This window comes from Sphingobacterium sp. 2149, from assembly GCF_031455655.1.
Taxonomy (GTDB): domain Bacteria; phylum Bacteroidota; class Bacteroidia; order Sphingobacteriales; family Sphingobacteriaceae; genus Sphingobacterium.
In genome coordinates this window covers 133,262-150,223 of record NZ_JAVDTD010000014.1, presented here as the reverse complement: position 1 = coordinate 150,223, position 16,962 = coordinate 133,262, and the positions used below count along the sequence as shown (strand labels likewise).

The window sequence follows — 16,962 nt, the reverse complement described above, 5'->3', positions numbered from 1 at the left end:
CTTACTCATGTATGGTTTGTAATAATTTTCCTGATGTATGTAATAACTCCACTGCTGCAGTACGTTGCTGCAACACATTATTAAAATAGCCTAAATTGACTTTGTACCAGTCATTTTCAGCAGCCAATAATTCAGTAACATCTATCAATCCAGCTTGATATTGCTTCACAGCCATAGAAAGGTTATTTTCAGCTACTTTTAATTGCTGTTCGCCCACTTTCAACTTTTGGTTGCCAGTCGTATAGTTAACCTTATTCTTGCTCAATAATAGGTTTAACTTTTCCTGTGTATCTTCCCGTTTGGTCGTATTGATATGTTGATCGAGTTTAACTTGCTTTATCTTATTGTGATGCTCTCCTCCCGTATAGAGATCCCATTTAACCCCTACACCGACCATTAGATTGGGGCTCCCCTTGATGGAATTAAGCGGTAAGTTGACTGTACCCAATAGGGGTTGGTCTTTAACAGTTAGCTTGGAATTGAATACATTCAGATAGTTTGCAGAGCCAAAGGCAAAGACAGCAGGAAGCGCCCCCCCTTTTTCTTTTTTGTACACGTACTCATAGGCTTTGGAGGAAGCATCCAGTGCTTTAAGCTCAGATCGCTGCTCAACATCACCAGGGAGCTCCGACAAAAATATAGGTTTAAGTCCATAATGAATCGCACCAACCTCCCGAAAAGATACCCCGGCTACTTGTTCAAGCTTTTGACACAACAGGTCGCGGTTGCCCGAAAGCTCCACTTTTTTTTCTTCCAGCTCCAGCAAGGCCAATTTCAATTTATCGCGATCGTAAGGTATTGCAAGTCCATTTTGAATGGCTTTATTTACCTTTTCTTGCTCTTTCTTTAATCGCTTTTCGGAATCCACGATCAATTTATCAACTTCATCCAACAACATCAGCTGATCGAAAGAAGCAATAATATCTTTTGAAAGTGTTTCCCGGCTCGCTGATTCCAGGTACTGCTGGGCAACAGCTTTCTCCTGCAATGCTTTTATTCCATTCGGAATCTGCAGCCCCGAGAAAATAATCTGCTTGACAGACACGCCTGCATAAGCAGCTTGGCCATGTAGGCTAAATCCCGTTGCTCCTTCAAATAAGCCTAAGTTTAGTAATGGAATATTAACGGTCGGAATATCAACGCTCCCATTGCTATGAACATAACCGTATAATCCGAGTGCAGAGACATGGGGCAGCCGATTTGCTTTTACACCCTCGGCTTCCAAACGTGCTTTATCAACTTCGTAGGCCTTCAATTTCAATTCTTTATTGGTCTGAAAAGCTTTTTGAATAATATCTTTTACCGACGGATCAATCAATGATTGCGCATGTAGTTTGTTTAAAAACAGAACCGATGCCAAAGTCAATAAACCCAGGCTTAACTTCTTATTCATCATATGATTCATTAATTCTTATAAAAATAGGACAATAACCGCCTCGCTTATCTGTTTAACAGTAAATCTTACGGTATGTTTGACTGCTAACTCTTTTTATTCAACATTCTTTTCAACGCGAGTAACATGCAACAATAGGACATTCATGCAGCAGTAACTGCCTATCAACAAATCGCTTTTTTGAAGAAGCAAAGAATGGAATCCAGTCCTTCAGCAGTAATCCGCTATTATTTTTCATTTTTGCTAATTAATAAGTTATCTTTGGAGATCGAATTGAAATTTTGGTAATTAAGCGCACCACTTTATTCGATAATAATAAAAACAACTTTTTACCCTAACCGCTGCGTCCACGCAGAAAACTATGTTGCTTACAGATACACATACACACATTTATTACCATGCAGGAACGACGAAACTGCAAGAAAGTCTTCAGCGTTGCTTTGATAATGATATCCAACGTCTTTTTTTGCCAAATGTAAATAGCGCTTCCATAAAACCCGTATTTGACACCGTAGCAGCTTATCCAGATCACTGTTTTCCCATGCTTGGATTACATCCCTGCGATGTCAAGGAAAACTATCTAGAAGAGTTAGAAATCATCCGAAAAAGCTTGGACACTTACAAAGTCTATGCCATAGGTGAGATCGGACTGGATCTTTACTGGGATAAAAGCACGCTTGAAATTCAAAAAAATGCTTTTAGGACGCAGGTTCAATGGGCTAAGGAATTAAATCTCCCGATCGATATCCACTGCCGTGAAGCCTTTACAGAATTGTTCGAATTACTGGAAGAACTTCACGACGACAAATTGTTTGGCGTCCTGCACTGCTTTACAGGATCCCTTGAACAGGCCAATCGGGCCATCGAGTTAGGTTTCGCTCTGGGTATTGGCGGAGTCGTCACCTTTAAAAAAGCAGGCTTAGATCAGGTGGTCAAAGAAATCGATTTAAAACACCTTGTCTTAGAGACAGATGCGCCCTATTTGGCTCCTGTACCGTTCCGAGGTAAAGAAAATGAAAGCAGCTATTTGATTTACATCGCACAGAAAGTAGCTGACCTTCACCAGATTTCCATCGAAAAGGTAGCCGAAATCACAACAGAAAATTCAAAACGTATATTTGGTATATAATTTCAACACTCAATGCATAATATCTTTATTATCTACACAGGTGGGACCATTGGCATGGTTAAAGATGAGACAGGAACATTCGTTCCTTTCGACTTTGAATTGATCAAACGTAATCTCCCTGATTTAAGTCGCTTAGACTATAAACTCACCGTGCACTCTTTCGAACCCATTATCGATTCATCCAACATGAAGCCCGAAATATGGATTGAAATGGCACAAATTATTAAGGATAACTATGCAGATTACGATGGTTTTGTGATCTTACATGGTTCCGATACCATGGCGTTTACGGCATCGGTATTGAGCTTTATGCTGGAAGGACTCCAAAAACCGGTTATATTATCGGGCTCCCAGCTGCCTATTGGCGAAATTCGAACGGATGCCCGAGAAAATATGATGACCGCCCTTGAAATAGCATCGGCAAAACAAGATGGTGTGTCTATTATACAGGAAGTTTGTATTCTTTTCGACAATAAATTATTCCGCGGTAATCGTTCTTTTAAATATAACTCCGCTAAGTTTGAGGCTTTTAGATCCCCAAATTATCCCGTATTGGTAGAAGCTGGTATTCACCTCAAATACAATACAGATGCTTTATTGAACAATATTAATAAAGAATTTATCTTGCATACAAAATTGGATAATCGGGTCGCAGTATTGAAACTATTCCCCGGAATCTCTGCGCAAACAATCAAAGCGGTATTAAACTCCGATGTCCGCTCCATTGTGATGGAAACATTCGGTTCAGGAAATACCACCACCGACACGTGGTTTCTGGATTTACTAAAGGAAGCGATTGAGCAGGGTAAAAACATCCTCAATATTTCTCAATGTAAAGTTGGATCGGTCGAATTGGGGCGCTATGAAACCTCACAAGGTCTTAAATCCATCGGCGTGCTCAATGGCTATGACCTCACATTTGAGGCTGCAGTAACGAAATTAATGTATCTTCAGGGCGAACTAGAAGATCAAAGAGAAGTTGCTTATTGGATTGAAAAGGATATCCGCGGTGAATTGACTGTAAATGACTAAGTATAAATGACAATAGATCACAAAAGACTTATCTATTGATAAGTCTTTTGTGATCAATGTATTTCCAAGGCATAGATCTCGCTACAATGTCAATTCTTATTGTTCAGTGGACAGGCCAGCAAGCACTTCCGCAACAACAAAATTACTTCCACCAACAAAAATAAGATTGCCCTGCTGATAAGCATTTTTTGCTGCATCAAATGCGGCCGCGACACTCGGAAAGTCCAACCCTTTTAATCCAAATCCAAGAGCTTCTTTACGCAATTCACTGGCTGGCAGCGCACGCGGCATATCCGGAGCAGAGAAATAATAAATTGCGTCTTTGGGCAAATGGGGGAGCATATGTGTTAAGTCCTTATCGCGCATCGCCCCGATGACAAAGTGAAGCTGATCATAGTTTGTAGTCGCCAGGTTTTTCAACACTTCATGAATTCCGTCTTCGTTGTGTCCTGTATCACAGATAACAAAAGGTTCTTTAGACAATTGTTGCCAACGGCCTTGGATCCCTGTAGTCGTTTGTACTTTCTTCAAGGCTTCATGAACGTGATGATCACTGATCTCAAAGCCCTGTTTACGCAATTCATCAACAGCAGACAAAACACCAGCAAGATTTTTCACCTGGTAAGAACCTTTCAGATCCAGCTGATATGATGATGAATGGCCAGAAGAATCGGTAGTTTGCACTGTCAGATAGTCTTGATCTACCCCCAACATTTTTGTCCGATATGTGTCGGAAGCAAATTGTATGGGAGCCTCCTCAAGTGCTGCTTTTTTCAAAAATACAGCAGCTGTCTCTTCGGCATACTCCGAAATGATCACGGGCGTATCTCTTTTGATAATACCTGCTTTTTCGCCTGCAATTTCCGCCAGCGTATTACCGAGGAGATTCATGTGATCAAACCCAATATTGGTAATCACCGACAATAGCGGGTGAATAATATTGGTGCTATCCAAGCGTCCGCCAAGGCCAACTTCAATAACGGCGATATCAACTTTCTTTTTCTCAAAATAATCGAAAGCCATCGCTACAGTGATTTCAAAAAAAGAGGGCGTTACTTGTTCGATCAGCTCGCGATGCGCATGAACAAAATCAACAACAAATTCTTTGTCACATAACTGGCCATTGACGCGGATACGTTCTCTAAAATCCAGTAAATGAGGAGAAGTATAGAGGCCCGTCTTATAACCTGCTTCTGCTAAGATAGCGGCTAACATATGGGAGGTAGATCCCTTTCCATTTGTTCCGGCAATATGCAATGTTTTGAATTTTTGCTGTGGATTAGCTAACGCAGCGCAAAGTTTGATGGTATTGTCAAGGTCTTTTTTGAAGGCTGAGGCGCCATCCCTTGTAAACATAGGCAATCGAGTATACAGATACTCGATTGCCTCATTATAAGCATTCATGTGAATGATTTTTATCTTAATCTAAAATTGAATACAATCCGTCCAGTCTGCGAGTCTGGGGCGTTCGGCAATTGATTCAACCGAGCACCTCTAACAGCACGCTCACATTTTTCCAATAGGGAAGGATCAGTAATTGTAGTTCCCTTCACACCAGCACGCGCATAGGTTATAATTCCCTGCTTGTTGACTCTGAACTCTACAGCGACCTTTCCCGCCTGCTGTCCATTGTCGTCGATACTTGGTCTTTGGGTGAAGCTGCGGTTTTCAATGGATAACATCATATTACCGTTTCCAGATCCCCCTTCGCCATAATTACTTGCCAAGGGATCTCCTAATTTGGAACCTTGATTACCCGGTGTTGTTCCTGTGCCGTCACCTGCTCCAGTACCGTTGTTTTTATTGCCTTTAAAAAGTGCTTTAGCATTCGCCTGTGGTGCTACCTCTTTGACTTCTTTGGTTGTTTCTGGTGCTTTTGACACCACTTTCTTCTCTGTCTTTGTAACCGCAGGAGCATCTTCCAGATCTTGAGTGACGACAGCCTTCTCAGCAACCTGTTGCGTTGGGGTCGGTGTCGGCGTTTCCACAGGATCGATACGGTCAGGACGCTCATTATTGGCATTCGGATCTACAGAAGGCTCTTCGACACTCATATAGTCATCCCCCATACCTTCTGGAGAAGTACCATAGTTGACAATAAGTCCTCCCATACCTATCATAGGAGGTTCTTCCGCCTTAAACACCACAAAAAAACCAATCAAGAGCAACGATGCCATGACCAGAGTCGATATCCCCAATGCCTTGGGGAAATTATTTTCTTCATGTTGAAGATGATATCTCATCGCATTAATCTCCTATATTAATAGCTGACCATTAAACTTAAAAAAAGTTTAATGGTGGTTACTTATCTTTTTTTGGCTCAGTTGCCAACACGACCTTCACTTTTAAGCGATTGGCTACATCCATCACTGAAATAACATTTTGGATAGGAACCGTATTATCGACGTAAAGCATAATTGTCAACTCCTCGCCGGCAGCCATTTGTGATTGAATTGCAGCTTCCAACCCTTCGATAGGAACTGGAGTTTTGTCAATAAAATAACCTAAATCTTTGGTAATCGAAACCGTAACGGTCTTTTTAGCAACAGATTGCTCTCCTGCGCTGGACTTTGGCAACAAGAGCTTAACAACCTGAGGATTAGAGACTGCTGAGGCCAACAGGAAGAACAACATCAAGAAAAACATGATATCATTCAGCGCTGAAGTATGAACCTCTGCAGATGGTTTATTTTTTCTACTTCGTAAATTCATTATCTTCCTGGTTCATCCAATAAATCAATAAATTCTACTGCATCAGTTTCCATACGCAAAATTAAACGCTCGACCATCATATTTAAAATATGGTAACCCAAGTAAGCTAAGATACCAACGGCAAGACCGGATGCAGATGACACCATTTTCACATATAAACCTCCTGACACAGATGCGATATCAATACCACCTGCTAATTCAACCTCATGGAAAATCTTAATTACCCCAAAAATCGTACCCACGAAGCCCAGCATTGGAGCAATACCGGCAATGATACCCAGGATATTAATATTTTTCTCCAATTTGGCAACTTCCAGCTTACCTACATTTTCGATGGCACCTTCAATATCTTTGATAGGTCTACCTACACGCAATAAACCTTTTTGCAACATACGTCCCAATGCAGAGTTACTTGAGCGACACACCGCTAAGGCAGAATCCAGATTTCCCGACAGTACATTCGCTTTCACCTGCGACATTAAGCTATTATCGTATTTTGCGGCACGACGAATGGTTAAATAACGTTCGAAAAAGATAACCAATCCAATAAAAAACAACAATAGGATCGGAATCATAATCCATCCCCCTTTGATCATCATATCGATCAAACTCATGTTTTCTGTACTTGCAGCGGCAGGTAACGGTTGTTGCGCAGCTTGATTAAATGAATCCACAGCAGCTGTTGCTGTATCCTGTACTAATGACATAATTATTAATAGTTTTATATAGTTTCTATAATGTTTCTACCCAAGCCCCCTCAATCTTTTTCTCTACAGATTTCTTCGCGAGGTCTGCCTCGGATTTAGTCATGTAGGTATTTAAGATGATTTTCTTTCTATTTCTTTTAAATTTTCCCTCTACAGCGCGTGCTGTTTTGTAGCCCATTGCCCGCAGACGCTTGGCCTCCTGCTCCGCTTGCGCCATTGTCTTTGCGGAACCTATAACCAATTGATATCTTGGCTGTGCCACGGGGATAGATTCTTTGATCACCGGGTTCGCGTCCAAAGCCGTCGGTTTGGCCGCTCCATTACTCGATGGTACAGTTGCTGTATTTTTAACAGAATCTTTCAAAGCGGTTGTAGCCAATGAATCTACTTTCTTTAAACTATCGGCTTGTTGTATATTGGTCACGGTATCAGCAGCTATAATTGGCTTTTCTTGAACAAGTGTATCTACCGCTTGTATAACAGGCTTTTTCGGACCAAATAACGAATCCTTCAACGCAGGATTAGTATAAACCACTGCAACGGCAACCATGACCAGCACAATAATTCCAGTTATCCAATACCAGATCGCATTTGAGTTACGTGGCTCCTCTTCATAGCTATTTGGTGCATATGTTGAGCTGGCATTAGCGGTCGCTATAGCACCGATTTCCTTGTTTGAATCTGTTTCTGCTTTTGGAGTAATAGATTGACTGTTATCAGCCACCATAGGTGCATTCACAAGTTCAGACTGCTGATCTTTGTCCTCCGTCACCGGAGATCCTTCGGTTTCGACATCGGTGCGATTGCTTGTTAATCCGGTCTCCTGCGCAGGCTCATCAACAACCGTACTCTTTACCGCTTCCAGTTCATCTGCCGCTTCAGCTTCCTCTTCGCTAACTTCTTCAACCACCGCCGTTTCATCTTCATCATGCCTATCTGGAATAGACTCCTCAACAAGCTCCTCTTGATGAGTGACTTCTACAATAGGCTCTTCTTCCAAAGCTGGTTCCGCAGGCTCGTCTTCGCCTTCCAAAGGAGAAACAACTGTTTCAATCTCCGGTGCAACAAGGTTGGTTACCGGTTGGAAGTCGAAACCCGATAGATCCAACGGTTTGAATACTAAGCTTGAACCGTAACTAATCAATAGGCCAAGATCATCCAGTTTAGCCTGTCCAAACTGACCCAAGTCAGCTCTCAGACTATCAACAGCATCCGATAAAATCTGCTGCGCCTGGTTTAGTCCCAAATTCTCCTGTTGTTGGATATAATGAACGATATTAAATCCATGCTGCGCAGAATAGTCAAGTTCGACATAGGAGATTGGCGGCAAAAATACATTATGCTGTTTATCGAACTGAGCCGGAGAATGAATTCGTTTGAACACACCTATTCCCGGCACGTATACTTCCGCATAACGTTTTAATAAACTATTGATGTTTTTGCCTAGATTCATTGCGAACTATTTTAAGATGCAAATTTATAATCTTAATTCGTTAAAACGAATAATTAAGACCACCAATTACATTAAAGCCCAATCGTGGGTAATACATATAACGTTCGTATTCTTTTCCAAAGATATTATTTGCTTTGACGAAAATACCAAATTGCTTTTTGACCCGATATTCTGCGCCTGCATTAAGATCAGCGAACGAAGCTATTGTTGCCTTATGACCACTGTCGGTAATACGGCTGCCATCTGTATTATAATCATAGATATATGCATACGTGTTACCCTGAGTAGAAAGTTCAGCATCTACGAAAAGCTTATCAGAGATATTGAAACGCGCATTGGCCTGCATGCGGAATTTTGGCAATCCCCAAGCTTCCTCTTGATCGCTCAAATTATAATCGTCGATATACACCCTACCTCCTAGATTAACCAGTTGTGAAAGGCGCACATTAATTTCACCTTCAAATCCCATATGCTTCGCCTTATTGATCACGCCATCATAAACGACATCGAAGGCCCAAGGAACATAACCATTTTGGGTATCACCAAATGCACTATTTTTAAATAAAGGCAGGCCCTCAATCTGTTTGTAGAATACCTTTACTTTATAACCAAAAGTTGCTCCGGCATTCCCTTTTAATCCCGCATAAATGTTCATTTTCTCGATCGAGTTAATCATTTTAGCGTTCGGGGCCAAATAAGGATTTTCTTTCGCAAAGCTGCGGAAAGAAGCTTGCTTTACTCCCCCATTAATTCCGGCAAACAAAGAGATATATTCAGGTGCCAAAGCAAAATCAGCTTCTACTGAAGGAAAAATATTGAACCGTGAGCTATCACCAAATTCGGAAGTTAAATTTGCCCCCAAGGTAACGTTATAATTATCGCCTTTAAAACGAATATATGGATTGACTACGGCCAAATGATTCTTTACTTCAGCGCTATCTTTCACGTTGTTCATCGTCACGCTCACATTAGCACCGACATTAAATGCACTTAAACGCTTGTTCAGATAACCGGATAATGCAATTGAGTTTTCTTTGGCTTTGTAGGCATCTTTAAATAAATAGCCATCAACTTTCGCCGAGTAGCTGATCGCCTGTTCATTTTTGGGATCTACATTACTCGATAGTTCACCATTTAAATAGATATCAGTAAATGTCTGTTTATCTGGACTTGTATTTAACAATGTTGTTCCCGATTGATCAAAGGTCTGACCATAGAAATTTGTACCATAACGATTGTAACCAAGGGTACCCTTTACTGTTACCGCATCCAACACCCGGCGGCCAAAAATACCAATATCTTGTGTACTGAATTTCTGTCCGTCAATATTACCCTTTTGGCTCAGATGCTTTGCAAATAAGCCGAATCGTGTATTTTCATACTGTTCAGAAGCTAAATAAGCCTCGCCCAATATACTGTTATAGTTACCGATACCCAACTTGACATAGTTGCTACTATGCTCAAAAGGTTGTGCAAAAGGAATCTCCTGCACATTTAACTGTTTCAACCCAGTATTGATATCCAATTTCTTATCCAAAATATTGTTGTAGGACAACTTGGGCTGGTATTCCCTTTTATTGGTCATATCCGGACTGCGGCGAATTTTCACAGCATCCGCAAGAATGGGTTTATAATCACGAACAACATCAAAAGAATCGATAGTGACTGGTTTCTCAGGATCATTCTTCTTGCCTGTTTCCTGTGCAAAAGAATTCAATCCCACGCCCATCAAAAGCGCTGCTAAAGTATATTTCTTCACGTTTCTATTTTGCAACTTCTTCATTGTATCCTATTTCTTTTTGTTGTTCAATTTATTTAGACGTTCTTTTGCTGCTGGCAAAATATCGTCTTTCGCATCATAGTTATCCACAATCGATTCAAGTGTAGCTTTCGCCTGGAAAGAATCTCCCTTACCTGCATAAGCATCAGCCATAGTAATAAAGCTTTTCGCCACCCAATATTCGTACGAAGAGAAATTATCAGATAGATCCATTGCTGTTTTGATACAAGCATCGTATTGTTTATTTTCCAATTGTAGTACCGCAACATTGTATTTTGCTTCGGCACCATATACCGTACGGCTCTTCAATGCAGCTAAACTGAATTCTTTCATTGCCTCAGCTTTCTTATTTTGCTTCACGTAACATTTACCGGCGTATAAGTAGGCGTTTGCGATCTCCTCTTCCGAAGATTTTTCATAATTTTTAACCGCGTTGGTATAATTTAATGCTTCTTTATAATCTCCAATTTGATAATAAGAAACCATCAGGTTGTTGATTGCAAAACCATAGTTGGATTTGTATTCAGAAGTAAGCTCGAGCTTTTTCAATAGCTGCGTAGCCTCATTATATTTCTTTTGTTTCAAATACAAATTAGACACAGAAATCAGCGTGCGCTCTGTATAAGGGGAAGTCCAGTCATTCAAAATAATATTGTAATCATGTAATGCATCCTCTGTATTTCCGAGGGCCGCATTACTTTCGGCACGTATAAAACGCGCATATTTTTCTTGATTTGGTTTAGGGAATTTATCAAAGTACGCATTTACAGCTTCTACAGCGCCTTTGTAATTTCCTCTTGAAAATAAAGTTGTCGCGGTGGAGAATGAACGGGAATCTTGCTCTGATTTCGAAACATCACCAAGGTTGGTACCTGTTGCATATTTGATATAACCAGTCGCGTCGCCCTTGTCCAAATAGATATTTTCAATGGAGCGCATAGCCTGTCTGGCTTCGTCCGTCGAAGCATACTGATCGACCACACGTTGGAATGTTGCCAGCGCAGCATCATTGTTATCTTGATTATACTGAACCAAACCAATCGTCACCAAAGCACGTGGTACATAACTGCTGCGCGGATATTTTTCCACCATAGTTTGGAGTCCGGCGATGGCCTGATCACTTTCTCCCATTAAGAAACGTGTATAAGGAATCTCAAAGGCAATATCGTCGGCATAATTAGAATTCGGGAATTGCGCAATAACAGCATTCAACGTAGCAATTTTACCGTTATTATCCCCTTGCAATCCTTGGATAATACCTCTTTGGAACAATGCGTAATCCTGACTAGGTGCTTTAGAAGAGATTAATTTATTATATTCTGTTAAAGCTCGGCCGTAATTTTTGGAAGAGAAGTACGAGTCACCCAAACGTGCGATGGCATCGTTACGTGTATTCATCTCTATACCCTTTGAGCCACCCGAGGCGAGAAAACGCTCGAAATAATTAGCGGCAGTATTATAATTACCATTACGGAAAGCAGCGTAGGCTAAAGCATAATTGGCATAACCATACACATCGGTTTTACTAGCTCCAGGCAAACGTAGAAATTTATTGAAATTGGTTACGGCTTCACCGTATTTACGAACTTCATACATCGCTTCTGCTTTCCAATACGTTGCTAAAGCATAAATTTCTTCATCATAACGAAACTGCTCAGAACGCATGAACAAGGAGATTGCATTTTCAAAAGCACGTTCGTTATAATATTCCAAACCCCTATAATAGGTTACTTTTTGATAGGCGGCGTTTGCTTCTTTCCCACGCTTAGGAATAGATTCCAAAATATCTACTGCCTCGCGGTAATTCTTTGTACTCAACAGCACTTCAGCAAGCAGGGTTTTCGCTTCCTCCAAACGTTTCGATTTTGGATACGTTTTCAGATATTCCTGTGTCGAAGCCAATGCGACCTGGTGAAATTCTAATTCATATGAAAGCTTCGCATAGTTGAACAAGCCCTCTTCTTGCATCGCTGGATCAAAATCCAGTTTCGAAGCACGGAAAAATGCGTTACGCGCAGATTGCTTATTGCCTTTCTTCAAAAAAGCATCCCCCAGGGTAATCATCGCAGACTGATAATATGCATCTGGATCAGTCATCTTTTCCAATTCAGTGATCGCCTTATCATAATCTTTCAATTTATAAGCGATATAACCGATTTGGTAGCTATCCTGATTATTCTGTGTTTTACCTTGATCTTGCGCCTGGAATTTATCGTAATACTCTTTGGATGTTTTTAAGTCGCCTTTGATAAAGTAGGTCGCCGCAACAATACGGAACATCTCTGTTTCATTTTCTTGCTTTGTACGCGACAAAATCGGCAATGCGTAATCCAGTACATCGTCGTAGCGTTTATCCAAGAAATATAAAGCAGTGATATAATAAGGGTAGCTATTTTCGAACTGCTTAGATCCATTGAGACGTTCAAATTCATTCAACGCCGTTTTATATTCGGCGTCTAGGTAGGAAAGATAAGCGTAATAATAAATAGATGCCTCCTGAAATTCAGTTTTCTGATCTTTTAAACTTTCGAATAAAGGTTTTGCGGCCTTATAATCTTTCGTCATAAAGGAAGCATAACCATATTTAAAGCGGTATTCTACATTCTCTTTACCCGCAAGATTTTTGCTGTCAATCTTGTTAAACCACTCTAGCGCTTTAACGTAGTCTTTTTTAGCATAGTAAGATTTACCGATCTGAAAGTAAGCTGCTTTGGCATTTGCACTCACAGGGAAATCTTTAATGTATTTCAAAAAACGATTTTCGGCATCAGACTCTCCCAATTCCAAGGCGCAAACAGCTTGATAATACCGGACATTTTCTTTCAATAAAGAAAGCTCCTCTGTCTCATCCAATTGCAAATTGGATTTTGTCCGCAAAGCTTCAACACGATCAAATTGCACTGAAGCGGCACTAAATTTTCCACGTTCAAACAACTCCATCCCCGTTTTATACGCCTTGTTGATTTGTTGCCATTCTGTCTGTTGCGCTAATGCTGGCGTCGCCATAACGGTTAATGCAACTCCCACCTGGTAAATCTTCTTATACATAATATGTGAAACCTTAATATGTTATTTATCTGCAAATGTAAATGAATCTCCTCCTAAACCCTGATAAAATTGCCCTGAAACGCGAGTATAATTAACAATCCTTACCTATTATAGGTTCTTAAGATCGCTTCAAATTTATCGAAATTCAATTCAAATATCCACTGCTAAAGAGATAGTTTTATTCATTTTACTAAATTATACTTTAATTGAGCTATTTTACACAAAAGTTATTAACATCTGTGAATAATACTGTATTATAACGGAAATTTTGCACAAAAAATATGCCCGACAAAAAATAAAGTCAGGCATAATATTGTTAAAGCCGATTTCGACTATCCGCGTTGTCCTGCCAATAAGTACAACACAGCCATACGTACAGCAACACCATTTTCAACCTGATCCAAAATAATGGAATGTTCACTATCCGCAACGTCCGATGTGATTTCGACGCCACGGTTGATCGGTCCGGGGTGCATAATCGTGATAGGCTTGTCCAAAGAATCCAAAATCTCTTTATTCAGCCCATAAAGCATGGAGTATTCTCTTAACGAAGGGAAATAAGCGATATCTTGGCGTTCAAGCTGAATTCTTAACATATTTGCAACATCACACCAATTCAGCGCCTTCCTCAAGTCGTGCTCCACCTTTACACCCAGTGAAGCGATATGCTTCGGAATTAATGTCGTAGGTCCACAGACCATCACTTCCGCACCCTGCTTTTGAAGACATAAGATATTAGACAGCGCAACCCGTGAGTGGGTGATATCACCTACTATAGCAACTTTACGACCAGCTACATCTCCATAACGCTCGCGGATTGAAAAAGAGTCAAGTAGAGCTTGAGTAGGATGTTCATGGGCTCCGTCACCTGCATTGACAATCTGCGCATCAACATGCTTACTTAAAAATACCCCTGCCCCAGCATAAGGATGTCGCATCACAATCATATCAACCTTCATCGCAAGAATATTGTTGACGGTATCTATAAGCGTCTCTCCTTTACTTACTGAGGACGAAGATGCTGCAAAATTAACGATATCGGCAGAGAGTCTCTTTTCAGCAAGTTCAAAAGATAGGCGTGTTCGCGTAGAGTTTTCAAAAAAAACGTTGGCGATTGTAATATCCCGTAAGGAAGGAACCTTTTTAATCGGCCTGTTTAATACTTCTTTAAAATTACTTGCTGTATCCAGGATCAATTGGATGTCGTTTTCATTTAGATCTTTGATCCCCAATAAATGGCGGGTACTTAGTTGTTCTGCTGCAGATGACATTTTAGAGTATTCAAATATTTACTAATCATTTTCTATTGAAAGTGCTCGTTTCCGAAGGGCAAAAATAGACCTTAGGACTTTGATGCACTTCTATTAATCGCCAGCTGACGTCTTCTTTTCTGTAATCAGAATAATGCTATCCTGATCATCCGACTCTTTCCAGTTAACAATTACTTTTTGCGAATCAATTGAGTCGACCTGTATGCCGATATAATCAGGTTGAATAGGGATCTGTCTCGAGAATCTACGATCGACCAAAACAAGCAATTCTATTCTTTTTGCACGGCCAAAGGCCTGTACAGCATCCATTGCGGCACGAATAGTACGTCCTGTCCATAAGACGTCATCTATAAAAATGACCTCCTTACCTTCTACAATAAAATTGATATTTGTGCTATTTGCTAAGAGTGGACCAGCATTTCCTTTTGTGCGGAAGTCATCGCGGTAAAAGGTAATGTCCAAATCGCCAACTAAAATCTCTTTCCCGATCATTTGTTCGAGCTCTTTAACAATACGTCTCGCTAAGAAAGTTCCCCGGGGTTGAATACCTATGACGACAGCATTTGAAAAATCACCGTGATTCTCAATCAATTGACGACATAGTCTTTGAATTGTGATTTGAAATTTTGGTCCGTCTAATAAAATCGACTGTTTCATTATGGGAATGTTTGAGCAAAGCTACACTTTTTTTATAAAAATAACGCCATGAACGGCAATTAATTTCACTATTTGCATCCAACTCGCACACTACTAAAAAGTGATTTAAACAAAGAATATCTTTCTTTCAGGAAAATTTACAAGCCTATTACTCCAGCCTATCAACAGATTTTACCGATCGAACATAACACTTACTAGCAACTATTTATGGAAAACTCCATAGCATCGACAGGTTATCTGCGAAGATTATTCCTCTCGCTCGACAGGTTTATTGTTCCGTGCAAAAAAATACACAGGCAAACCGATCAATACAAGTATAAATCCAGGCCAGGTATATTGCGGTTTATAAATAATCAGTAACACACAAAAAACCGTACCTATCAAAAGATACAAGACTGGTGTAACCGGGAATAGGAAAGTCTTATAGGAGCGCTCTAAATCGGGTCTTCTAACACGCTGAATAATGACACCGAGTACCGTGATCATATAGAATATGACAATTACAAAGGATATCATATCCAGCAAATTCCCATACTGGCCACTTAAACAGAGTAATGAAGCCCAAATTCCCTGTAGCCACAATGATCTTGCCGGCACATCGTACTTGTTGTTGGGAATTGCCTGTTTCAAAAACAAACCATCTTTGGCCATGGTCTGAAAAACACGCGCTCCTGACAATGCAAGTCCGTTGACACAACCAAAGGTCGAGATCATAACTAAAATCGCCATCGCTATTGTACCACTATGGCCTAATATTTTCTCAGCGGCCGCAATCGCTACCCGATCATTAGCGGCAAAAGCGATCTCCTCTCTACTCAAAGCCGCCAGGTAGATGTAATTACAACTGATGTAGAGCAGCATGACCAAGCTTGTACCGATCACCAAGGCGCGTACGACATTACGCTGTGGGTTGACAATTTCGCCCGAAACAAAGGTTACATTTTCCCAGGCTACACTACTGAATACCGAACCGACCATCGCAGCAGCCAATGCTCCCATCAAAGCGCCGCCAGAAATCTGCGACCAGCCTGCGCCCTTTAAATTCTGGAAAGAATGCCAGCCGTAAGACATGTTTTCCGAAAAATGATTTTCTTTAATCAAAAACAAACCACCTAAAATCAACAAAATCAAAGCAATGATTTTTGCAGAAGTAAAAAAAGATTGAACAGTTTTTCCACTCTTAATTCCCCTCGTATTGATAAAGGTAAGCAGCATAATCACGCCCATTGCGAGAATCTGGATCCAGGTAATCCTAAATTCCCCACGCTGGAACAGTGGTGGAGCGTCATTCAACTGCGGGATAAGATAGGCTGTAAACTTACCAAAGGCCACAGCTACCGCTGCTATCGTCCCCGTCTGAATGACTGTAAATAAGCTCCAACCGTATAAAAAGCCGATAGGCTTCCCAAATATTGCTGTCAGATAGGTGTATTGCCCACCAGCCTTTGGATACATCGATGACAATTCGCCATAGCAGATTGCCGCTGCGACCGTTGCCAATGCCGTCAACAGCCACACGACCGCCAACCAATATCCAGATCCCAGCTGCCGCATCATATCGCTCGATACAATGAAAATACCACTCCCGATCATCGACCCCATGACCAGCATCACTGCATCCCACAATTTTAATTGACGTTTCATATACTATTTGTTAACTATGATTTTCATTGGCAAAAGAACACCTTACATCCGGCATTCCGAATTACTTGCTCCATCATCGAGCACTCTACACCTTCTTAGATGACTATAAAGACAAGGCAATAGCTCCCAGGCTAGC

At 40.8% G+C, this 16,962-nt stretch carries 13 protein-coding genes; 2 read left to right on the top strand and 11 right to left on the bottom strand.

What is annotated here, in order from left to right; translation table 11 throughout:
• Position 1: 1 nt before the first annotated feature.
• A complete protein-coding gene (locus tag J2X77_RS19855) occupies positions 2–1,396 on the bottom strand; it encodes a TolC family protein (RefSeq protein WP_310082163.1) in 1,395 nt (464 codons plus the stop codon).
• Positions 1,397–1,754: 358 nt separating this feature from the next.
• Here J2X77_RS19855 and J2X77_RS19850 point away from each other — a divergent pair, with 358 nt between their 5' ends.
• Together J2X77_RS19850 and J2X77_RS19845 are read left to right on the top strand one after the other, a co-directional pair.
• Complete coding sequence (locus J2X77_RS19850; protein ID WP_310082161.1) at positions 1,755–2,522, top strand: TatD family hydrolase; 768 nt, start codon at positions 1,755–1,757, stop codon at positions 2,520–2,522.
• Positions 2,523–2,534: 12 nt separating this feature from the next.
• Positions 2,535–3,554 (top strand): asparaginase, encoded by a 1,020-nt coding sequence (locus tag J2X77_RS19845; RefSeq protein ID WP_209580582.1) that lies wholly within the window; start codon positions 2,535–2,537, stop codon positions 3,552–3,554.
• A gap of 96 nt (positions 3,555–3,650) precedes the next feature.
• Here J2X77_RS19845 and J2X77_RS19840 read toward each other — a convergent pair whose 3' ends face one another.
• From J2X77_RS19840 to J2X77_RS19795, 10 genes are all read right to left on the bottom strand, one after another.
• Entirely contained in the window at positions 3,651–4,958 is a 1,308-nt protein-coding gene (locus J2X77_RS19840; protein ID WP_310082159.1) for a folylpolyglutamate synthase/dihydrofolate synthase family protein, read from the bottom strand.
• Positions 4,959–4,969: 11 nt separating this feature from the next.
• A complete protein-coding gene (locus J2X77_RS19835) occupies positions 4,970–5,797 on the bottom strand; it encodes an energy transducer TonB (RefSeq protein WP_209580580.1) in 828 nt (275 codons plus the stop codon).
• 58 nt (positions 5,798–5,855) lie between these two features.
• The gene (locus J2X77_RS19830) at positions 5,856–6,266 is read right to left on the bottom strand and encodes a biopolymer transporter ExbD (protein WP_209580579.1); all 411 of its coding nucleotides are present in this window, start codon (positions 6,264–6,266) and stop codon (positions 5,856–5,858) included.
• A complete protein-coding gene (locus tag J2X77_RS19825) occupies positions 6,266–6,973 on the bottom strand; it encodes a MotA/TolQ/ExbB proton channel family protein (protein ID WP_209580578.1) in 708 nt (235 codons plus the stop codon). The genes J2X77_RS19830 and J2X77_RS19825 overlap by 1 nt, the downstream gene beginning before the upstream one ends.
• Positions 6,974–6,998: 25 nt before the next feature.
• Positions 6,999–8,426: an SPOR domain-containing protein gene (locus J2X77_RS19820; RefSeq protein WP_209580577.1), complete on the bottom strand. Its 1,428-nt coding sequence runs from the start codon at positions 8,424–8,426 to the stop codon at positions 6,999–7,001.
• A gap of 40 nt (positions 8,427–8,466) precedes the next feature.
• Positions 8,467–10,209 carry a TonB-dependent receptor gene (locus J2X77_RS19815; RefSeq protein ID WP_209580576.1) on the bottom strand — a complete coding sequence of 581 codons (1,743 nt, stop codon included), beginning with the start codon at positions 10,207–10,209 and terminating at the stop codon, positions 8,467–8,469.
• A gap of 6 nt (positions 10,210–10,215) precedes the next feature.
• Positions 10,216–13,254, bottom strand: a complete 3,039-nt coding sequence (locus tag J2X77_RS19810; RefSeq protein WP_209580574.1) for a tetratricopeptide repeat protein — start codon at positions 13,252–13,254, stop codon at positions 10,216–10,218.
• 332 nt (positions 13,255–13,586) lie between these two features.
• The gene (locus J2X77_RS19805; RefSeq protein ID WP_293883811.1) at positions 13,587–14,525 is read right to left on the bottom strand and encodes an aspartate carbamoyltransferase catalytic subunit; all 939 of its coding nucleotides are present in this window, start codon (positions 14,523–14,525) and stop codon (positions 13,587–13,589) included.
• Positions 14,526–14,618: 93 nt separating this feature from the next.
• Positions 14,619–15,182 (bottom strand): bifunctional pyr operon transcriptional regulator/uracil phosphoribosyltransferase PyrR, encoded by a 564-nt coding sequence (pyrR, locus tag J2X77_RS19800; protein ID WP_209580570.1) that lies wholly within the window; start codon positions 15,180–15,182, stop codon positions 14,619–14,621.
• A 246-nt stretch (positions 15,183–15,428) separates the two neighbouring features.
• Positions 15,429–16,826, bottom strand: a complete 1,398-nt coding sequence (locus J2X77_RS19795) for an amino acid permease (RefSeq protein WP_209580569.1) — start codon at positions 16,824–16,826, stop codon at positions 15,429–15,431.
• Positions 16,827–16,962: the final 136 nt, after the last annotated feature.